General features: G+C 62.2%; 18 protein-coding genes. 4 read left to right on the top strand and 14 right to left on the bottom strand.

Annotated features, from left to right (window positions below):
- A partial coding sequence (locus tag AC1DUR_RS21805; protein WP_477722151.1) for a helix-turn-helix domain-containing protein occupies window positions 1-169 on the bottom strand: 169 nt, incomplete at its 3' end.
- 164 nt (window positions 170-333) lie between these two features.
- On the bottom strand, window positions 334-804 hold the full coding sequence (locus AC1DUR_RS21800) for an Lrp/AsnC family transcriptional regulator (RefSeq protein ID WP_477718223.1): 471 nt from the start codon (window positions 802-804) through the stop codon (window positions 334-336).
- Window positions 805-909: 105 nt separating this feature from the next.
- On the opposite strand from AC1DUR_RS21800, the gene mdeB reads away from it, so the two are divergent.
- Window positions 910-3600: an alpha-ketoglutarate dehydrogenase gene (gene mdeB / locus AC1DUR_RS21795; RefSeq protein WP_477718224.1), complete on the top strand. Its 2691-nt coding sequence runs from the start codon at window positions 910-912 to the stop codon at window positions 3598-3600.
- Between the two features lie 122 nt (window positions 3601-3722).
- Here the strand turns inward: mdeB and AC1DUR_RS21790 are convergent, their stop codons facing one another.
- The 12 genes from AC1DUR_RS21790 to purN form a co-directional block, all read right to left on the bottom strand.
- A complete protein-coding gene (locus AC1DUR_RS21790) occupies window positions 3723-4907 on the bottom strand; it encodes a lipid-transfer protein (RefSeq protein ID WP_477718225.1) in 1185 nt (394 codons plus the stop codon).
- Between the two features lie 37 nt (window positions 4908-4944).
- Window positions 4945-5919 (bottom strand): NAD(P)H-dependent flavin oxidoreductase, encoded by a 975-nt coding sequence (locus AC1DUR_RS21785; RefSeq protein WP_477718226.1) that lies wholly within the window; start codon window positions 5917-5919, stop codon window positions 4945-4947.
- A gap of 31 nt (window positions 5920-5950) precedes the next feature.
- On the bottom strand, window positions 5951-6739 hold the full coding sequence (locus tag AC1DUR_RS21780) for an enoyl-CoA hydratase/isomerase family protein (RefSeq protein WP_477718227.1): 789 nt from the start codon (window positions 6737-6739) through the stop codon (window positions 5951-5953).
- A gap of 43 nt (window positions 6740-6782) precedes the next feature.
- Complete coding sequence (locus AC1DUR_RS21775; protein ID WP_477718228.1) at window positions 6783-8003, bottom strand: acyl-CoA dehydrogenase family protein; 1221 nt, start codon at window positions 8001-8003, stop codon at window positions 6783-6785.
- A 36-nt stretch (window positions 8004-8039) separates the two neighbouring features.
- Entirely contained in the window at window positions 8040-8780 is a 741-nt protein-coding gene (locus AC1DUR_RS21770) for a TetR-type transcription factor C-terminal domain-containing protein (RefSeq protein WP_477718229.1), read from the bottom strand.
- A 66-nt stretch (window positions 8781-8846) separates the two neighbouring features.
- Window positions 8847-10652 carry an AMP-dependent synthetase/ligase gene (locus tag AC1DUR_RS21765; protein ID WP_477718230.1) on the bottom strand — a complete coding sequence of 602 codons (1806 nt, stop codon included), beginning with the start codon at window positions 10650-10652 and terminating at the stop codon, window positions 8847-8849.
- A gap of 37 nt (window positions 10653-10689) precedes the next feature.
- Window positions 10690-11520, bottom strand: coding sequence for an ABC transporter ATP-binding protein (locus AC1DUR_RS21760; RefSeq protein WP_011484726.1), 831 nt, complete (start codon window positions 11518-11520; stop codon window positions 10690-10692).
- A gap of 14 nt (window positions 11521-11534) precedes the next feature.
- Complete coding sequence (locus tag AC1DUR_RS21755; protein ID WP_011484727.1) at window positions 11535-12728, bottom strand: ABC transporter substrate-binding protein; 1194 nt, start codon at window positions 12726-12728, stop codon at window positions 11535-11537.
- A gap of 30 nt (window positions 12729-12758) precedes the next feature.
- Complete coding sequence (locus AC1DUR_RS21750; protein ID WP_477718231.1) at window positions 12759-13808, bottom strand: branched-chain amino acid ABC transporter permease; 1050 nt, start codon at window positions 13806-13808, stop codon at window positions 12759-12761.
- On the bottom strand, window positions 13808-14692 hold the full coding sequence (locus AC1DUR_RS21745) for a branched-chain amino acid ABC transporter permease (RefSeq protein ID WP_477718232.1): 885 nt from the start codon (window positions 14690-14692) through the stop codon (window positions 13808-13810). Before AC1DUR_RS21745 ends, AC1DUR_RS21750 begins: the two co-directional genes overlap by 1 nt.
- Entirely contained in the window at window positions 14689-15561 is an 873-nt protein-coding gene (locus AC1DUR_RS21740; RefSeq protein WP_477718233.1) for an ABC transporter ATP-binding protein, read from the bottom strand. Before AC1DUR_RS21740 ends, AC1DUR_RS21745 begins: the two co-directional genes overlap by 4 nt.
- A 246-nt stretch (window positions 15562-15807) precedes the next feature.
- A complete protein-coding gene (purN, locus tag AC1DUR_RS21735; RefSeq protein ID WP_477718234.1) occupies window positions 15808-16416 on the bottom strand; it encodes a phosphoribosylglycinamide formyltransferase in 609 nt (202 codons plus the stop codon).
- 49 nt (window positions 16417-16465) lie between these two features.
- On the opposite strand from purN, the gene AC1DUR_RS21730 reads away from it, so the two are divergent.
- From AC1DUR_RS21730 to AC1DUR_RS21720, 3 genes are all read left to right on the top strand, one after another.
- The gene (locus AC1DUR_RS21730) at window positions 16466-17176 is read left to right on the top strand and encodes a YceH family protein (protein ID WP_477718235.1); all 711 of its coding nucleotides are present in this window, start codon (window positions 16466-16468) and stop codon (window positions 17174-17176) included.
- 73 nt (window positions 17177-17249) lie between these two features.
- Complete coding sequence (locus AC1DUR_RS21725) at window positions 17250-18431, top strand: acyl-CoA dehydrogenase family protein (RefSeq protein WP_477718236.1); 1182 nt, start codon at window positions 17250-17252, stop codon at window positions 18429-18431.
- A gap of 34 nt (window positions 18432-18465) precedes the next feature.
- Window positions 18466-19581 carry an acyl-CoA dehydrogenase family protein gene (locus tag AC1DUR_RS21720; protein ID WP_477718237.1) on the top strand — a complete coding sequence of 372 codons (1116 nt, stop codon included), beginning with the start codon at window positions 18466-18468 and terminating at the stop codon, window positions 19579-19581.
- Window positions 19582-19612 lie beyond the last annotated feature (31 nt).

Raw genomic sequence — 19612 nt, 5'->3', positions numbered from 1 at the left:
CTGCAAGCCCGGCTCCGCCTTCGGTGGCATAGCGCTGCAGCCATTTGTAGCCCGTCTGCGGGCTGATCCCGAAGCGCCGGCACAGCTCACGGCGATTCGCTCCATCTTTCGTAGCCAGTGCGACAAATTCCTGTTTCAGACTCATGGTGTCTTGTGCTTTCCAAGGCATGGTGATCCTCCGGCAAATTCGCCGGAAAGTGTCCACCATGTCCCCGCACACCTGTCACCTATGTCCCCGGTCTATACACGAAGCAAAAGAAAAGTGAGTAGCCGCCGGGCTACCCCCGGCCAGCAACCCTCAGCAAAGCCAACCAAATCCAAATTCACATCAAGCTAGACAACCCGCGGCAACGGCAGCGCCGTCTTGTAGCGTACCTGCTTGAGCGCAAAACTGGAGCGGATTTTTTCGATACCGGGAATCGGCGTGAGCTGCTCCAGAATGAATTTCTCCAGCGCCCCGATGTCGGCCACCGCCACGCGGATCAGGTAGTCGCTGTCGCCGGTCATCAAATAGCACTCCATCACTTCGTCATGCTCGGCAATGCGCCGCTCAAACTCGCCCAGCGCCTCCTTGTTTTGCGAACGCAGACTGATGGAGATGAACACACTCAGCCCCAGGCCCAGCGCCTGCGCATTGGCAATGGCCACGTAGCGGTCAATGACCTTGGCGGCCTCCAGCGCCTTGACGCGGGCCAGGCACGGCGAAGGACTTAAATGCACGCGCCGGGCCAGCTCCACGTTGGACAGCGAGCCATCGCGCTGAAGCTCGTCAAGAATCTTCAAATCAAGGTTATCAAGCTGCATAGTCTGTAAATTTAGTCAATTGCAGAATTTTATGCCGCTGGTTACGCATTTATCCCGATATTTAGGCAACACCTTTTGCGGGAAGATGCGTACAGTGGATTTGCCATGAACGATTCCACACCCCACCATCTCCTGATGCAAACCGCCGACGCTTTCACGCCAGACCCTGACCCGCAGGAAACCGCGGAGTGGCGCGAGGCGTTTGAAGCCCTGGCAGCCACGCAGGGCCCGGCCCGCGCGCGGCACATGCTGGACGAGCTGAGCCGTGTTGCCCGCAACCGCCGCATCGGCTGGCAGCCCGAGCTGTCCACGCCCTACATGAACACCATCGGCGTGAACGAGCAGCCGGTCTTCCCCGGCGATCTGGCGCTGGAGGAGCGGCTGGCTTCGCTGATGCGCTGGAACGCGCTGGCCATGGTGGTGCGCGCCAATCAGGCCGAGCTGGGCGGCTCCAGCGAACTGGGTGGCCACATTGCCAGCTATGCCAGCGCCGCCGATCTGTTTGAAACCGGCTTTAACCACTTCTTTCATGCGCGCGAGGGCCTGGGTGAAGGCCAGCATCGCGGCGACCTGGTGTTCTTCCAGCCGCACAGCGCGCCCGGTGTGTATGCGCGCGCCTACCTGGAAGGCCGGCTCACTGAAAAGGACTTGAGCTTTTACCGCCAGGAACTCACCGCACCCGGCCAGGGTGCGCAAGGCCTGTCCAGCTATCCGCACCCCTACCTGATGCCCGGGTTCTGGCAGTTCCCGACAGGCTCCATGGGCATAGGCCCGATCAGCTCGATCTACCACGCGCGCTTCATGCGCTACCTCACGCACCGGCGGCTGCTCGACTGCAGCAGCCGCAAGGTCTGGGGCGTGTTCGGCGACGGCGAGATGGACGAGCCCGAGTCCATGAGCGCCCTCACCCTGGCGGCGCGCGAAGGGCTGGACAACCTGGTCTGGGTTGTCAACTGCAACCTGCAGCGGCTCGACGGCCCGGTGCGCGGCAACGGCCGCATCATCGACGAGCTGGAAAAACTCTTTGCCGGCGCCGGCTGGAACGTCATCAAGCTGGTCTGGGGCAGCGACTGGGACGGCCTGTTTGCGCGCGACCTGACCGGCGCGCTGACGCAGGCCTTTGCCCACACGGTGGATGGCCAGATGCAGACCTTTGCCGCCAAGGACGGCCGCTTTAACCGCGACAACTTCTTCGGACAAAACGAAGAACTGGCCCGGCTGGCCCAGGGCATGACCGACGAACAGATTGACCGCCTCAAGCGCGGCGGCCACGACCTGGTGAAAATCCATGCGGCCTATGCAGCGGCGGCCAACCACAAAGGCCAACCCACGGTGATCCTGGCGCACACCAAAAAAGGCTATGGCATGGGTAGCGCCGGCCAGGGCAAGATGACCACGCATTCGCAAAAGAAATTTGACGAGACCGATCTGCTGGAGTTTCGCAACCGCTTCAATTTGCCCTTGACCGACGAGCAGGCCAAACACATCGCGTTTTACAAACCCGCCGATGACAGCCCCGAGATGCGCTACATGCACGCGCAGCGTGCGGCCCTGGGTGGCTACCTGCCCAAACGCGACACCACGGCCGAGGTGATTCCGGTACCGGCCTTGCCAAGTTACGCCCAGTTTGCCCTGGGTGCTGCAGCCAAGGAGATGAGCACCACCATGGCCTTTGTGCGCATGCTGGGCAGCCTGCTGAAGGACCCGGCCCTGGGCCCGAAGATCGTGCCCATCGTGGCGGACGAAGCGCGTACCTTCGGCATGGCCAACCTGTTCAAGCAGGTGGGCATTTACTCCAGTGTGGGGCAACGCTACGCACCCGAAGACATCGGCTCGGTGCTGAGCTACCGCGAAGCGCTCGACGGGCAAATCCTGGAAGAAGGCATCAGCGAAGCCGGCGCCATGGCCAGTTGGACGGCCGCGGCCACCAGCTACAGCGTCCATGGCCTGGCCATGCTGCCGTTTTATATCTATTACTCGATGTTCGGCTTTCAGCGCGTCGGCGACCAGATCTGGGCCGCGGCCGACCAGCGGGCGCGCGGCTTCCTGCTGGGCGCCACTTCAGGCCGCACCACGCTGGGTGGCGAGGGGTTGCAGCACCAGGACGGCTCCAGCCACTTGATCGCCGCCACCATTCCCAACTGCAAGGCCTATGACCCGACCTTTGCCTGCGAGCTGGCCGTCATCATCGACCAGGGCATGCGCGAAATGATGGTGGAGCAAAAAGACGTGTTTTACTACGTCACGATGATGAACGAGAACTACGCCCAGCCCGACCTGCGGCCAGGCTCGGAGGCGGACATCATTCGCGGATGCTATCAATTCAATAGCTATCAAGGTCCGACAAGCGAAGGAAAATCAGCCAGGAAGCCACAACAGGTGACGCTGATGGGTTCGGGGGCCATCCTGACCGAGGTGATCAAGGCGGCGCAGCAACTGGCAGACGAGGGCATTCATGCCACCGTTTACAGCGTGACCAGCTGGAGCGAGCTCGCACGCGATGGCGCGGCTTGCCAGCAGCGGATGCTCAATGGCCACACCACGCCCAAAGACGCGCAGAGTGAAGCATTCATTACCCGGCAACTGCACGCCAGCCAGGGGCCCATCATTGCCGCCACCGACTACGTGCGTGCCGTGCCCGAAAGCGTTCGCGCTTTCCTGCCCGAAGGCCGCGCCTACCTGACGCTGGGCACCGACGGCTTCGGCCGCAGCGACACGCGGGCCGCCTTGCGCGAATTTTTTGGTGTCAATGCGCAAAGCATCGTCAACGCCGCACGGCATCTGCTGAAGGCTTGAACCCGCACCCAGCGTGAGGGGTTCGGCAAGGCGGCGCTGGCCGCCTGCCGGGTTCAATTGACCTCAACCCAGCATTCACGGCCGGCATTGGCGCCCGTCTGAAGTCATGCAGCTACGTGGTGCTAGACCCGTTCGTAGAGCGTGACGACACAGGCGCCGCCGAGACCGAGGTTGTGCTGCAGCGCCAGGCGGGCGCCGGCGACCTGCCGCTTGTCGGCATTGCCACGCAGCTGCTGGACCAGTTCGGTGCATTGGGCCAGGCCCGTCGCGCCGAGCGGATGCCCTTTGGAGAGCAGACCGCCGGAGGGGTTGGTGACAAAGCGTCCGCCATAGGTGTTGTCGCCATCCAGCACAAACTTCTCCGCGCCGCCATCGGTGCACAGGTCCAGCGCCTCATACGTCAGCAGTTCGTTGTGGGCAAAGCAGTCATGCAACTCCACCACCTGGATGTCCTGCGGGCCGACACCCGCCTGCGCATACACCTGCCGCGCCGCATCCCGCGTCATGTCCACGCCGACCAGCTGGCGCATGTCGTGCGCATCAAACGTGGAAGAGCGGTCAGTGGTCATGGCCTGGGCCCTGATGCGCACCGACCGGTCCAGGCCATGGCGCTGCGCGAACGCGTCACTGCACACGACAGCCGCGGCGCCGCCACAGGTGGGCGGGCAGGCCATCAGACGGGTCATCACACCCGGCCACATCACCGGCGCATTGAGCACGTCTTCTTCGGTAAGGACCTGCCTGAACAGCGCGAGCGGGTTATTGGCCGCGTGACGGCTGGCCTTGGCGCGGATTTTCGCGAAGGTGCTCAGCTTCGTGCCGTATTGCTGCATGTGGGCGAGGCCGGCCCCGCCAAAATAACGCAGCGCCAGCGGCACGCCCTCGACCTGCAGCAGCGCATCGGCCTCTGCCTCGAAGCGGTCAAAGGGCGTGGGGCGGTCGTCGTACACCGAGCCCAGGGCGCCGGGATTCATCTGCTCGAAACCGACCGCCAGCGCACAATCCACGCTGCCCGAGGCCACCGCCTGGCGTGCCAGAAAGAGCGCGGTCGAGCCGGTCGAGCAATTGTTGTTGACGTTGAACACCGGCACACCGGACATGCCGACAGCATAGGCTGAACGTTGCCCGCTGCACGAGTCGCCATAGACATAACCGGCATATACCTGCTGCACCTCGTGGTAGTCGAGATGCGCGTCTTGCAGTGCGGCCCGAATGGCCTGCGCGCCCATCACGTCGTAGGACTGGCTCGCGCCTGGCTTGGCGAAAGGGATCATGCCGACCCCGGCGACAAAAACATCTCGTGCCATGCTTATCTCCTGAATAGTGCGGACCGGTCGCGTGAAATCAAGCGGTGAACATCGTGCGCCCGCGATCGAGTGCCACACGGCAGTCAGCGACCATGCGTGCCATCAATTCCGCGCAAGTCGGGATGTCATGGATCAGCCCCACCACCTGGCTGGCCCATACCAGCCCGTCATCCACGTCGCCACTTTCCAGGGCGGCTCGCCCACGCGCGCCCGCCACCAGATGGTGGATGTCATTGAACTCGCAGCCACCGGGCTGCCGCTCCAGCGCCACCACCTCGCTTGAAATGGCGTTCTTGAGTACCCGGCCGGTGTTGTGCAGCGTCCTGAAGATCAGTTGCGTGTCGCGTTCGCCTGCATGGATCAGCGCCTGCTTGATGTGCTCATGGATGGGTGCCTCCTGCGTCGCGCAAAACCGGGTGCCCATGTTGATGCCTTCAGCGCCCAATGCCAGCGCCGCCGCCATGCCGCGACCATCGGCAATGCCGCCCGAGGCGACCAGCGGAATCTTCACTTGGTCGGCAGCGGCCGCAAACAGCACCAGCCCACCCACGTCGTCTTCACCCGGATGGCCCGCGCATTCAAAGCCGTCGATGGACACGGCATCGACACCATTGCGCTCGGCCGACAGGGCGTGCCGCACGGAGGTGCATTTGTGAACGATCTTGATTCCCGCGGCTTTGGCCTTCAGGATGAATTCCCTCGGATTGTTGCCGGCGGTTTCCAGAATCTTCACACCGCTGTTGATGACGGCATCAAGGTAGTCTTCGTAAGGCGGCGGATTGGCCGAGGGCAGGATCGTCAGGTTCACGCCGAAAGGCTTGTCGGTCATGCTGCGGCAGCGTGCAATCTCGGCCGCCAGCGCCTCAGGCGTGGGCTGGGTCAAGCCCGTCAATACGCCCAGACCGCCCGCGTTTGAGACGGCCGATGCCAGCTCGGCGCGTCCCACCCATTGCATGCCGCCCTGAATGATGGGGTAGCGGATGCCGAGCAATTCAGTGATTCGGTTCTTCATGGTTTGCCTTAAAGGGTTGAAATGACGCGGGCTAGTGGCCCTTGAAAACGGCTGGCCGTTTGGCAAAGAAGGCCTTCGCGGCTTCCTTGAAATCTTCCGTCTGCGTGCTGGCCTTGAAATTTTCGCGTTCAGCGTCGAGCTGCGTGGGCAAGTCGGTCTCGAAGGACTGGCGCATCAGCCGCTTCATGCGGCCGTAGGCCAGGGTAGGCCCGGCAGCCAGCCGCCGGGCCAAGGCCACGGTTTCTTCCTGCAACTTGTCAGCGGGTACCACGCGGTTGACCAGGCCCAGACGCAGCGCTTCGGCCGCGTCAAAAGTTTCCGACAGCAGAGCAATCTGCATCGCGTTGCGCAGCCCCACCAGCCGCGGCAGGCTCCAGGAGCCTGATACGTCACAGCTGGCACCGACATTCGCATAGGCGAGGTTAAAGCGCGTACTGTCGGCTGCGATGACCAGGTCGCAGGCCATGGAGAGGCTCAAGGAGCCCCCCGCGACCACGCCGTGCAGGCTGGCAATCACGGGGGCATTGAGTCCGGCCAGCAGCACGACCGCCTCGTGCAAGCGGCCGATCAGATCGTGTGCCGTCGCCGCAGAGTCGTGCTGCAGCGCGGCCAGGTCGCCGCCCACGCCAAAGGCGCGGCCTTCGCCTCGGATGACAACCACCCGCAGCTGCGGGTCGTCCGCCAGCGACTGGCAAGCCGCCAGAAATGCGCTGGCCGTCGGCACGTCCAGTGCGTTCATGGCCGAGGGGCGGTTAAAGGTCATCGTCGCCATGCCGCCTTCGCATGTCAAGATCACCGGGTTTGAATTTGAAGCGCTCATGAGGTACTTTCTGTTGTGCTGAGTCGGGTCATCAAGCGCTTAATTAACCCGTGTAAGCGCGGCCAAAGATGTTGCGTGCAATCACCCATTTCTGGATCTCGTTCGCACCTTCGTAAATCTCGCCAATCTTGGCGTCGCGGTAGATCGACTCCAAGGGCATCAACTCGCCCGTGGCCGACAACTCGCGTACAAAGCCATAGGCACCACAGACCTGAATCGCATCACGTGCCACGTCGACCGCCAGCCGGCTGCCCACCAGCTTGGCCATGGCTGCCTCGACCTCGGCGCTGCCTTCCACGTCGTAGCGGTAGCCCGCCTTCTGGTAGAGGCTGCGCGCCTGCTCCAGGCCCACTGCATGCTCGGCAAACAGGTACTGCCAGTGCTGCATGCGCGCGAGTTCCCGGCCGAACACCTTGCGCTTGCACATGTAGTCGGCCGCATGGTCGAACGCTGCCTGCGCCATGGCCACACCGATCGCGCCTATCCCCATGCGTCCGAGCGCCAGCGCGCCCAGCGCTACGCGCAGGCCGCCACCTTCGGTGCCGACGACATGGTCGTCCGGCACGAACACGTTCTCAAACACCACGTCGGCCGTCAGCTGCAGGTGGTTGCCCATCTTGAGATCGGGCTTGCCCACCGACACCCCCTCGGCGCGCATGTCGGCCATCAGCATGGTGAGGCGCTCACCGCTGCGGCACAGCACCACAATCCAGTCGGCCACCGGGGAGTTGGTGATCCAGCGTTTGCGGCCATTGATGCGCCAGCCGCCGGCTACCTGGGTCGCCGTGGTTTGCATGGACGTCACTGACAAGTCGGTGCTGGCCTCCGGCTCGCTGGTGGCGAACGAGCCGACAAACTCGCCGCGTATCAGCGCCGGCAGGTATTTGTTGCGAAGCGCGGCCGGTGCTTTTTCAAGCGTTTTGCCGACCAGAATGGCCTGCCCGTCATAGAGGGCAGAGGCCAGCCCCCGACTGTAATAGGCCAGCTCTTCCAGCACGGTGAGGGTCGCCAGTGTGGGAAATTCGAGCCCCCGGCCGCCTACATCTGCCGGAAAGGGAATCGTGTAAAGCCCCGCGCGCGCCATGGCCTCAAACTGCTCGCGCGGAAACGCCTCTTTGGATTCAGGTGTGGTGTTCAAGCGGTGCGCAACCGGGCGCAGCACGTCTTGGGCGAATTCACGCACCTCAGCGCGAATCCGGCGCGTCTCGTCGGGCAGCCACACATCGTGGAACAAGGTGTCGGCTCTGCGGGCTGGATGGGTCATGACGGTCTCCTGGGGTGCGTTCAGAATCACCTGGAATCACCGGGCTGTGCGCGGGCTGGCGCGGCGTCGTGCTGCGGTGGCCGGTGCGGGTTCAAGGGGTACGGGCAATGCCGGCGCCGGTTCGGCCGGGCGTTTGCGCAGAAGGGGTTTGGTTTTGCCGCTGCACAGGCCATTGGCCAGCAAAGCGATGCATTGCTGCGCGATGTCGTCTGGGCTCAAGGCCCCATCGGACCGGTACCAGCGTCCAATCCAGCTCAGCGCGCCTGCCAGCGTGAAGGCGGCGATCTTGGGGTCACAGGGCGCGATGGAGCCTTCCTCGATGCCAAGCCGGATCAGTTCACGGAACTCTTTGTCGATTGCGGCCTTCATGCGCCTTAGCTTGCGCTGGCTTTCCGGTGGCAGCGGGTCTTCGCCCACGCGGATCAGGCACATGCCAAAGTCCATGGTCACGATCTCGGTGTATTTGTGCATGGCGGCCACCAGCTTGTCCATCGCGCTGCCACCGGAGGCACCCACCTCCGTGATCGCGTCCTGCAGCATCGTGAGGCCAATACGCACGCATTCGTAAAGAATTTCGTCCTTGCTCTTGACGTAGTAGTACAGCGTCGGCTTGGTGACATGCAGCCGCTCGGCGACCTCGTCCAGCGTGCTGGCCTGGTAGCCTTTTTCGTTGAACACCTGTGCTGCCATGCGCAGCACCGCCTCGCGCTTGTCTGTGCGAACCTTCTCGCGTTCGGTAGTGGGGGCCCAGGGGGAGACGAGCTTTCGAGCAGTCAAGATATTTCAATTCCTGTGGGGTAGGGTGGAGCGGGATGCCGTGGCGAGATGGAGTTTGCGTAGCGTTCAGCGGTACAGCGCCTCAATTTCGGCCGCATAGGTTTTGTAGATGCTGGCCCGGCGCACCTTCATGGTCGCCGTAACTTCACCGTCATCGTGGTCCAGCTCCTTGGTCAGCAAATGAAAGCGCCGGATACGTGACACTTCGGCCAGCAGGGCGTTGCCCTTGTCCACTTCGGCTTGAACCAGTTCACGCACCTCGGCCGTTTCAACCAGCGAGCGGAAATGCGTAAAGGTCACGTTGCGCGACTCCGCCCATTGCGCCACGGCGTCGTAGTCGATCTGGATCAGCGCACCGACGAACTTGCGCGCGTCGGCGACGATCACGCATTCCTTGATGAACAGGCTGCCCTTCATGGTGTTTTCGATTTCCGACGGCGTCAGGTTCTTGCCGCCGGCGGTGATCATGATGTCCTTGAGCCGGTCGACGATGCGCAGCGAGCCGCCCCTTTCTTCGACGACGTCGCCGGTGTGCAGCCAGCCGTCCACAATGCTGGATGCGGTGGCCTCTGCGTTTTTGTAATAGCCCTTGAACACCACGCCGCCACGAATCTGCAGTTCACCCTGGCTTGAGAGCCGGTGCTCAACGCCCAGGGTCGGCACGCCGACGGTGCCAAAAACCACCTGGTCGTTCCGTTGGCCCAGCACCATGCCGCTGGATTCCGTCATGCCATAGACCTCGACCAGCGGCACGCCCAGCGTGCGAAAGAACTGCACAATGGCCGGCGAGACCGGTGCGGCACCGGTCAGCGCCACGCGGGCCTGGCGCAGGCCGATGAAGTTCTGCAGGGCCCGGAAGATCAGGCTGTAATAAAAGGCAAAGCACAGCTTTTCGCCCAATGAGCGCTGGTGCGCCGCCTTGTGTGCGAACGGCGCACATGCGCGCAGGCCTGCATCGAACAAACGTTGGCGCAGCCCGCCCGACTCATGCATCTTGATGGAGATGGCTGAGTGCAGCTTTTCCCAGATGCGCGGTACGCCCAGAAACATGGTGGGCGCGACTTCGCGCAGGTCTTCCTGCACGGTGCGGATTGATTCACCAAAATCCACGCGTGAGCCCAGGTACAGCGGCACAAAGGCAGTCAGCATCTGCTCGGCCACATGGCACAGCGGCAGGTAGGACAGGTGCGAGGTCTGCGCGGTCAGGCCCAGTCGTTCAATCACGCCCGGCGCCATGGCCGCGATGTTGCCGTAACTGATCATTGCGCCTTTGGGTTTGCCGGTAGAGCCCGAGGTGTAGATGATGAGTGCGGTGTCTTGAAGTTGTTGATGGGCCAGCACTGACTCAATATGCGAAGCATCCAGGGACGCCACGCCGAGCGCTTCGAGCTCCTCAAAGCCCATCACCAGCGCGGGTGCGCGCGCCTTCGTCTCTGCCAGCCCTTTCCGTTCAATCATCACAATTTTCCTGAGCCGGGGCAGCAGGTCGCGTGCGTCAAGCACCTTGTCAGACTGTTCCTGGTCTTCGCAGATCACCACCTCGGCATCCGCGTGGGCCAGTACATAGGCAATCTCGTTGGTCGGGCTGGTCGGGTAGACGCCCACCGTGACGCCCCCGACCAGACCCGCGCCTAACTGGGTCAGCACCCACTCGACACGGTTCTCGGACAGCACGCCCACATGGCCACCCTCTGACAAGCCCGCAGCACGCAAACCCAGGCCCACCTGTTGTGCGCGCTGAAAGTAGTGGCCCCAGGTCAGCGGCTTCCAGATGCCGTGTTCCTTCTGGCGGATCGCCACTGAAGCGGTGCGGCGCTGTGCCTGCTCACGCAGCATCTGGGGCAGTGTCAGTGTGTAGGTCATCTCAGTCATGAAAGAAGGTCCGGTGGTTTGGTGCGGTGCTGGGGGCTTATGACAGCCAGCGCTTGCGGCGCTTGTAATGCTTGAGATCCTTGAAGCTCCTGGCGCCGCCCTCGCTGCCAACGCCGAGGTAAAACTCGCGCACATCGGGGTCGGCGGCGAGTTTCTCTGCGCTGTTGTCGATCACCACCTTGCCGGTTTCCATGATGTAGCCGTAGTGCGCCACCGCCAGTGCGATGGACGCGTTTTGTTCCACCAGCAGCATGGAGACGCCGCGCTCCGCATTGATGCGGGCGATGATCTCGAAAATGGTCTCCACCAGCACCGGCGACAGGCCCAGCGAGGGCTCGTCCAGCAGCATCAGCTTGGGCTCGGCAATCAGCGCCCGGCCAATCGCCAGCATCTGCTGCTCACCGCCAGAGAGGTAACCCGCCAGGCTGCGCCGGCGTTCATGCAGGCGCGGAAAGTAGTCGTACACCTTGTCGAAATCAGCCTTGCCCGCACGTTTCCCGGTCAGTGCATAGGTGGCTGCCACCAGGTTTTCTTCGATGGTGAGGTCTTCAAATACATGCCGGCCTTCCATCACATGGAAGACGCCGGCACGAACCAGCGCGTGCGGCGCGATGCCGCGCGTGTCCTGGCTGTCAAAGCGGATGTCGCCGCGCGTCATTTCCCCATCCTGCAGCGCCAGCAGGCTGGAAATGGCTTTCAGTGTGGTGGACTTGCCTGCGCCATTGCTGCCGAGCAAGGCCACGATTTGCCCACGTGGAACTGCCAGTGACAGACCGCGCAACACCTGAATCGCCTTGTTGTAGACGACCTCGATGTTGTTGACTTCCAGAATGGCGTTGCTGTCGATTGCCACGGTTTTTTCCATCATGGTGTGGTCATTTATTACTGCAGACTGATCCACTCGGAGGCCGGCACCATCTTCTGCTGCTTGAAGTCGGCCCGGTAGATGCGGCCCACGGGAATGGAGTTGCCCTTGATCGACAAGGGCACGCCAATGACGCCGCCGGTGTCGAAATTGCGGATCGAGCTGAGCGCGGTTTTCATGTTCTTGCCGGTCAGCTCATTGCCCGCGTCCAACGTGCGTTTGGCAGCCTCGGTCAGCAGCATGGCGCTCAGGAAGCCCTGCATGTAGCCTGTGCTCTGGTACTCGGGGCGCATCTTGCGGATGCGCTCCAGCATCGGCGCTTTGCCTTCGGTGTCGTAGTAGTAACGGTAAGGCATGACGCCCAGAAAACCATCGACATTCGCGCCCATGCGCATGACGGTCGAGTTGTCCATGCTCCAGAAGGTGCCCATGAACGCGGTCTTGAGATTCAGGGCCTTGGCCTGGTTGATGAATTCAGGAATTGGTGCCGAGACGTAGCCGTGAAAGATGGTGTAGTCGGGGTCCGCGCGGCGCAGCTTGATGACCTCGGCCGACACGTCCACGCTGCTCGGCGGCGTGACGATTTCGCTGACCAGGTTCAGGCCCAGTTTCTTGGCCTCGGTCCGTGCGGCGTCGACCGGGTCGCGGCCGAACTCGGTGTCCGAGTACACAAGCGCGACCTTGGCGCCGGGTTTGGTCTTGGCGATGTACTGCAGCAGGATGCCGACCATCTCGCTGTAATTGGGGCCCACCATGAACTGCAGCGGGTACTTCTGCGCGTCACTGATTTCCTTGGCGAACGAGGCGCCGGTCATCAGGATGTTCTGGTTGCGCTCCAGTTCGGGGTTGACGGTTTTGACAAACGCGGTGGAGTCGGCGTAGTAAAGGCTGACCTTGTTCTGGCTGGTAATTTTCTTGAATGCCGCCATCGACTGGTCAACCTTGTAGCCGGTGTCCTCGGGCACGTAGCGCACCTTGCGGCCTTTGATGCCGCCACCCTCGTTGAGAATGGTCAGGTAATCCTTGATGCCCTGGTCGATGCCTATGCCCGCAAAGGCGAACACGCCCGTCAGCGGTATAGAGCCGCCCAACACGATGTCTTCTTGCGGTGCTGTTTTCGGAGGCGTCTTTTGTGCCAGCGCGGCGGGCGCTATGGCCAAGGCGGCGGCGGCGAGCGTCGCCAGGCAAATTGTTCTGCGGAAGCTTTTCATGGTTGTCTCCTGGTTGATTTAAATGCAGGTTCAGGTACGGAAGGGCCACAGGTGAAACAGCCGGCGGATGCGTCGCCACACCTCCGCCAGGCCATGCGGCTCGAAGATCAGGAACAGCACGATCATCAAACCGAACACGATGGTGCGAACGGGCGACAGAATCAGCGCGGCATTTCCGCCAAAAGACGCCAGGGGCAGCCAGCCCACGATGAGCTTGAGCAACTCGGGCACCAGCGTCATGAACACCGCACCGAGAATGCTGCCCAAGATGCTGCCCATGCCGCCGACGATGACGGCGGCGAGGAAAAAGATCGACATCAGCAGCGGAAAACTCTCGGGCGAGACTGCGCGGAAGAAGTAGGCAAACAGGCCCCCGGCCACGCCGGCGTAAAACGACGAGATCGCAAACGACAACAGCTTGTAGCGCAGCAGCGAGATGCCCAGCACCTCGGCCGAAATATCGCGGTCACGGATGGCGATGAAAGCACGGCCGATGCGGGTGCGAAACAGGTTGACGGCGCCCAGCAGCATCAGCCCCATGACCGGCACGATCACCCAGTACAGCTTGAAGGAGTTGTCCAGCTCGATGCCAAAAAATCGCGCTGGTGGCACCGTCAAGCCGCTGCTGCCACCGGTCAAACTGCTGAAATGCGAGAAGATGAAATGCGCGATGACACCCGCCGCAATGGTGGCAATCGCCAGGTACAGGCCTTTCACGCGCAGCGACGGCAAACCGACCAGCACACCGGCGAGCATGGCGACGCAGCCACCGGCCAGCAGGTTGACCACAAAAGGCAGGCCAAAGCGGATCTGCAAAATCGCCACCGTGTAGGCACCCAGCCCCATGAAGGCGGCCTGTCCCAGGCTCACGAGGCCGGTGTAGCCGGTCAGGATATTGAGCCCACTGGTGCTGGCGATGTTGATGGCCACCAGGCACGCAAGGTAGAGCCAGTATTCGCTGGCGACAAAGGGGAAGGCACACAAGGTCAGAGCGAGTACACCCATCCAGACGCGCTGGGTGGTGCTGTCGAACAGGGCGGTGTCGCCCGCGTAGCTTTCTTTGGCAGAACCAATGCGCATCAGAGCCTCTCAATTTCGTGGGTGCCGAACAGGCCGTAGGGCCTGACCATCAGAATCAATACCAGCAGGCTGAAGGTGGCCAGAATTTTGTATTCACCGCCCAAATAGAAGCCGGTTAAGGCCTCGACCAGGCCCACCAGAATGCCGCCCACCAGTGCGCCGAGCACACTGTCGAGCCCGCCGAAGATCACCACCACCAGCACCGACAGGCCGAACACGCCCATGGCGGATGAGATGCCACCGATCGATCCCACCACGATGCCGGCGACGCCCGCGATCATGGCCGCAGCCACCCACGCCAGCGAAAACACGCGCGGCACGTTGATGCCCATGGAGTACGCCGCAGCCTGGTCCGACGCCGTGGCCCGCAGCGCCACGCCGCCGCGCCAGAAGCGAAACACCAGCAGCACCACCACGATCAACAGCACGGCAATCCAGAAGCCGTAGAAGATCTTGGGCGACACAAAAGCCTCGCCAATCTCGATCGGTTTGGACGGCAAAAATTCAGGCAGGCGCTGCTGGTCGGCGGTCCAGATCAGCTCGACCAGCCCGACCAGAATCGACGAGAGGCCGACCGTGACCATGAAGGAGGAAATTGGCGATTCACCCAGCATGGGCCGGATCATGGTGCGCTCTACCAGCGCGCCAAACGCGCCCGATACCAGCAGCGCGCCGGGTATCGCCAGCCAGATCGGCAAGCCCATGCCCGCCGAAAACGCAAAGAAAATGTAGGCGCTGATCATCAGCATTTCGCCGATGGCGATGTTCACCACCCGCGTGGCCTTGTAGATCATCACGAAAGCCAGGCCCGTCAGCGCATACAGGCCACCGGTGCCTAGTCCGGCCAGGCTGATTTCGAACAGCAGCCACCAGTCGATGTTCATGCTGCAAGCCTCTCGTCCTTGTCCATGCCTGCCCGCTTGCCGGCCTGCGCGGCTTGCTGGAATCTTGCGCGCAGCGCTTCGATGTTGCCCGAGCCCAGATAGGCCTTGATGACCTCCGGGTTGGCCTGCACTTCGGCCGGCGTGCCGTCGGCAATTACCTGGCCAAAGTTCAGCACCACCACATGGTCCGACAGGTCCATCACCATGCCCATGTCGTGCTCGACCATCAGCACCGTTACGCCCCACTCGCGCCGCACCTCCAGGATAAAACGCGCCATGTCTTCGGTTTCCTCGCGGTTCATGCCGGCGACAGGTTCATCGAGCAGCAGCAGCTTGGGCTTCATGGCCAGGGCGCGCGCGAGTTCGACGCGCTTTTGCAGGCCATACGACAGCGCTGATACCGGCGCCTTGCGAATGTGGTCGATTTCCAGGAAGTCGATGATGCGGTCCTCGATTTCGCGGCGAAGCTCCTGCTCTTCGCGCCGTGCGGCAGGGCTGTAAAACAGCGCCTGCAAGGGCCCGGTCTTGAGGTGGCAATGGCGGCCGAGCTTGATGTTGTCGAGCACCGTCATGCCGCGAAACAGCGCGATGTTCTGGAAGCTGCGTGCCAGACCCAGCGCGGCCCGCCTGGGCGGTGCCATGCCGTCAAGCGACTGCCCTGCGAAGCGGATGCTGCCAGCGCTGGGGCGATAAAAGCCGGAAATGGTGTTGAACACAGAGGTCTTGCCGGCACCGTTCGGGCCAATCACCGACGTGATGGAGTCGGCTTTCACGCTGAACCCGACGCCGCGCAGCGCCTTGACGCCACCGAAGGTCAGAGTGATATCTTCAACTTCCAGCAAAGAAGGAACTGCTGCAACTTTCACCATGTCTCCTGGTTATTTGAAGGTTCTGGCTAAAAACCTACTTTTAAGTAACTTGGAGAATAATAAGTAGCTTTTCACGCAACCGCAAGCGGGTTTGAATAGTGTTTACCCTGAAGCAAGGGGCCGCCAGGTGAGATGGAGCCAGCAGATTTGGACGGCAACACCGCAAGCGGTGAATCCGCCGGACAGAAGGAGAACGCCGCACCGGGTTCATGGCGCGGTGCCGGGTCAGCGATCAGCGATCAGTGGTCAGCGACCATCAGTCAGCGGCCTGTCCAGCAATTCGCGGATTGCCCGCGGATAGATCAGGTGCTCCTGGCTCAGCACACGGGCGGCCAGCGTGTTCGCGCTGTCTCCCGCAAGAATGGGCACCACCGCCTGGGCCAGGATGGGGCCGTGGTCAAGATCGGCCGTGACCAGGTGCACCGTGGCACCGGCCACCTTGCAGCCCGCATCGATGGCCCGTTGATGGGTATTGAGGCCGGTGAAGGCGGGCAGCAGGGACGGATGAATATTGACCAGCCGACCGGCGTAATGCGCCACAAAAGCGGGCGTCAATATGCGCATGAAGCCGGCCAGCACCACCAGTGCGGGCTGGTAGCTGTCGATGGCGCGCTGCAGCGCTGCGTCAAACGCATCGCGTGAGTCAAATTGCTTGTGATCAATCACCTGCGTCGCAATGCCCAGCCCGGCCGCGGTGGCCAGCCCCGCGGCAGCCGGCTTGTTGCTGATGACGCAGGCCACGCGGGCATGCAGTGTTTCCTGCCACCGCTCTTTTTGCGCTGCATTCGCGATGGCCACCATGTTGGAGCCCGTGCCAGAGATCAAAATAACGATGTTCTTTGGACTGCTTCCCATATTGTTTCTTATCACCTTCTGGTGCCTCTTTCAAATATCACCCTAGTTTATGACCATCAGAACCCTGACCCCGATTGAAGCCCGCGTGCTGGGCACACTCATGGAAAAAGCCCGCACCGTGCCCGACAGTTACCCCCTGAGCCTGAACGCACTCGTGTCGGGCTGCAACCAGAAAACCAGCCGCGACCCCTTGATGGAGGTGAATGACGATGAAGCGCGCGCCGCCATTGACAGCCTGAAAGCACAAAGTCTGGTCTTTGAGGGCAGCTCCAGCCGCGTGCCTCGCTTTGAACACAACTTTCAGCGCGCCGCAGGGGTCAACGAGCCCCAGGCCATGGTGATGGGCCTGCTGATGCTGCGCGGCCCGCAAACCGCCGCCGAGCTGCGCACCAATGGCGAGCGCTGGTACCGGTTTGCCGACTCGGCAGCGGTGGAAACGGTGTTGCTTGAGCTACAACAGCGCGGCGAGGACGGTGGCCAGGCCACGGTGCAAAAACTGCCCCGCGCAGCAGGCGCCCGCGAACAACGCTGGGTTCACCTGCTGTGCGGCGAGCCCGACATCCAGGCCCTGATGGCCAGCGCACCCACGACCGCTGAGGCCGAAGGCCTTCTGGCCCGCGTGACCGCCCTTGAAAACAAGCTGGCCCGGCTCAAGGCAGACAACGCGCAACTGCGCAGCCATGTCCTGAACATCAGCGAGCAACTGGGCATTGCACTGCCTGAAACACCGGATGACGCCCACGATCATTCGCCAAATTAGGCCGGTTTGTCCCCGTTTTGACAGGTCAAAAAGCACATTCGTGCTAAAACCGTGGAAATCGACGGAGACATGTATGGATTTAGCTTTCACCCCTGAAGAGCAGGCATTTCGCGAAGAAATACGCGCCTGGGTTCATGCCAGCCTGCCGGCTGATATTTCGCACAAGGTACACAACGCCCTGCGCCTGTCGCGTGACGACATGCAGCGCTGGGCCAAAATCCTGGGCAAAAAAGGCTGGCTGGGTCACGGTTGGCCCAAGGAATTTGGCGGCCCGGGCTGGAACGCCGTGCAAAAGCACCTGTTTGAAGAAGAATGCGCACTGGCCGGCGCGCCACGTGTCGTGCCCTTTGGCCCAGTGATGGTCGCTCCCGTCATCATGGCCTTCGGCAACGCCGAGCAGCAAAAGCGCTTTCTGCCGGGCATCGCCAGCGGCGACGTCTGGTGGAGCCAGGGCTACAGTGAGCCAGGCTCCGGCTCCGATCTTGCGTCGGTCAAATGCCGGGCCGAACGGCAGGGCGACAAATACATCGTCAATGGCCAGAAAACCTGGACCACGCTGGGCCAGTACGGCGAATGGATTTTCTGCCTGGTGCGCACCTCTACCTCCGGCAAACCGCAAACCGGCATCTCCTTTTTGCTGATCGACATGAAGTCGCCCGGCGTCACAGTGCGCCCCATCAAGCTGCTCGATGGCGAAAGCGAAGTCAACGAGGTCTGGTTTGACAACGTGGAAGTGCCCGCGGAAAACCTGATCGGCGAGGAAAACAAGGGCTGGACCTACGCCAAGCACCTGCTCAGCCACGAGCGCACCAACATTGCCGACGTCAACCGCGCCAAGCGCGAACTGGAACGACTCAAGCGCATCGCCAAAGCGGAAAACGTTTATGACGACATGCGGTTTCGCGACGAGATCGCCAAGCTTGAAGTGGATGTGGTGGCGCTGGAAATGCTGGTGCTGCGCGTGCTGTCCGCTGAAAAATCCGGCAAGAACTCGCTGGACATCGCCGGGCTGCTCAAGATCCGCGGCAGCGAGATCCAGCAGCGTTACAGCGAGCTGATGATGCTGGCCGCCGGCCCGTTCAGCCTGCCTTTCATCGAAGAGGCCATGGAAGCCGGCTGGCAGGGCAACTTCCCGGGCGGCGTGCTGGCCAATGCGCCGCTGGCGTCCACCTATTTCAATATGCGCAAAACCACGATTTACGGCGGCTCCAACGAGGTCCAGCGAAACATCGTTTCACAAGTCGTCTTGGGTTAATGCTGGTTTAAAGGCTGGTTTAAAGGAAAGCACTATGGATTTCGATTTCACCGATGACCAGGAACAACTGCGCGACGCAGTTCGCAAATGGGTGGACAAAGGCTACGACTTCGAACGCAGGCGCAGCATTGAAAAAGCCGGCGGTTTCTCACGCGAGGCCTATGGCCAGCTGGCCGAACTGGGTCTGACAGGCCTGTACATCCCCGAGAACGGCGGTGGCATGGGCATGGGGCCGGTGGAAGGCATGGTGGTCATGGAAGAGCTGGGGCGCGGCATGGTGCTGGAGCCCTTGGCCCAGACCCTGGTCACCAGCGCTGTGCTCTCCGGCTACGCACCCGATGCCGTCAAGGCCGCCTGGCTGCCGAACATTGCCTCGGGCGCAAGCCTGGTGGCGCTGGCTTATCAGGAACGGGCTGCCCGCTACCGGTTGGAACAATGCGAAGCAACAGCAGTTGCAAGCGGCGACGCCTGGTCGCTGACAGCAGTCAAAAGCATAGTACCGGCGGGTGACCTGGCCGACGCCTTCCTTGTGCCAGCCATGGCCAGCGGCAAGCTGGCGCTGTTTCTGGTGGAGCGCACCGCAACAGGTGTTGCCACCCGCGGTTACAGCACCCAGGACGGCGCGCGCGCCGCGGAGGTGACGCTCACAAATGCGCCGGCCAGCCTGGTCACGCTGGAAGGCCTCACCGCGCTCTCGCACGCCATCGACATCGGCATTGCCGCCACCTGCGCCGAAGCGGTGGGCGTGATGGACAAAACGCTAGCTGTCACGGTCGAGTACATGAACACGCGCAAGCAGTTTGGCGTGGCCATCAGCAGCTTCCAGGCACTGCGCCACCGCGTGGCCGACATGAAGATGCAGCTGGAGCTGGCGCGCTCCATGAGCTACTACGCCTCGCTCAAGCTCAATGCGCCGACGGACGAACGCCGCCGGGCGTTGGCCCGCGCCAAGTACCAGCTGGGCGTCTCCATGCGTTTTGTCGGCCAGCAGGCCGTGCAGCTGCATGGCGGCATCGGCGTGACCGACGAATATATCGTCAGCCATTACTTCAAGAAACTGACCCAGCTGGAGATGACGTTTGGCGACACGTTGCACCACCTGGGCGAGGTGTCAAGCCGGATGCAGGAGACGGCCGGCGTGTTTGCCTGAAGGATGAAGGATGAAGGAACAGGCGCGGACC

It is taken from the genome of Polaromonas sp. P4_F4 (assembly GCF_056401355.1).
The sequence above is the reverse complement of the archived record's forward strand: the minus strand, read 5'-3'. Positions and strand labels throughout refer to the sequence as shown.

What these genes read in the sequence shown, in the direction of transcription:
- AC1DUR_RS21730 (WP_477718235.1), top strand. Translation starts at nt 16,466, where the DNA reads ATGACCATCAGAACCCTGACCCCGATTGAAGCCCGCGTGCTGGGCACA.
- AC1DUR_RS21765 (WP_477718230.1), bottom strand. Translation starts at nt 10,652, where the DNA reads ATGACTGAGATGACCTACACACTGACACTGCCCCAGATGCTGCGTGAG.
- AC1DUR_RS21760 (WP_011484726.1), bottom strand. Translation starts at nt 11,520, where the DNA reads ATGATGGAAAAAACCGTGGCAATCGACAGCAACGCCATTCTGGAAGTC.
- AC1DUR_RS21800 (WP_477718223.1), bottom strand. Translation starts at nt 804, where the DNA reads ATGCAGCTTGATAACCTTGATTTGAAGATTCTTGACGAGCTTCAGCGC.
- AC1DUR_RS21745 (WP_477718232.1), bottom strand. Translation starts at nt 14,692, where the DNA reads ATGAACATCGACTGGTGGCTGCTGTTCGAAATCAGCCTGGCCGGACTA.
- AC1DUR_RS21755 (WP_011484727.1), bottom strand. Translation starts at nt 12,728, where the DNA reads ATGAAAAGCTTCCGCAGAACAATTTGCCTGGCGACGCTCGCCGCCGCC.
- purN (WP_477718234.1), bottom strand. Translation starts at nt 16,416, where the DNA reads ATGGGAAGCAGTCCAAAGAACATCGTTATTTTGATCTCTGGCACGGGC.
- AC1DUR_RS21720 (WP_477718237.1), top strand. Translation starts at nt 18,466, where the DNA reads ATGGATTTCGATTTCACCGATGACCAGGAACAACTGCGCGACGCAGTT.
- AC1DUR_RS21740 (WP_477718233.1), bottom strand. Translation starts at nt 15,561, where the DNA reads ATGGTGAAAGTTGCAGCAGTTCCTTCTTTGCTGGAAGTTGAAGATATC.
- AC1DUR_RS21775 (WP_477718228.1), bottom strand. Translation starts at nt 8,003, where the DNA reads ATGACCCATCCAGCCCGCAGAGCCGACACCTTGTTCCACGATGTGTGG.
- AC1DUR_RS21780 (WP_477718227.1), bottom strand. Translation starts at nt 6,739, where the DNA reads ATGAGCGCTTCAAATTCAAACCCGGTGATCTTGACATGCGAAGGCGGC.
- AC1DUR_RS21790 (WP_477718225.1), bottom strand. Translation starts at nt 4,907, where the DNA reads ATGGCACGAGATGTTTTTGTCGCCGGGGTCGGCATGATCCCTTTCGCC.
- AC1DUR_RS21750 (WP_477718231.1), bottom strand. Translation starts at nt 13,808, where the DNA reads ATGCGCATTGGTTCTGCCAAAGAAAGCTACGCGGGCGACACCGCCCTG.
- AC1DUR_RS21785 (WP_477718226.1), bottom strand. Translation starts at nt 5,919, where the DNA reads ATGAAGAACCGAATCACTGAATTGCTCGGCATCCGCTACCCCATCATT.
- AC1DUR_RS21725 (WP_477718236.1), top strand. Translation starts at nt 17,250, where the DNA reads ATGGATTTAGCTTTCACCCCTGAAGAGCAGGCATTTCGCGAAGAAATA.
- mdeB (WP_477718224.1), top strand. Translation starts at nt 910, where the DNA reads ATGAACGATTCCACACCCCACCATCTCCTGATGCAAACCGCCGACGCT.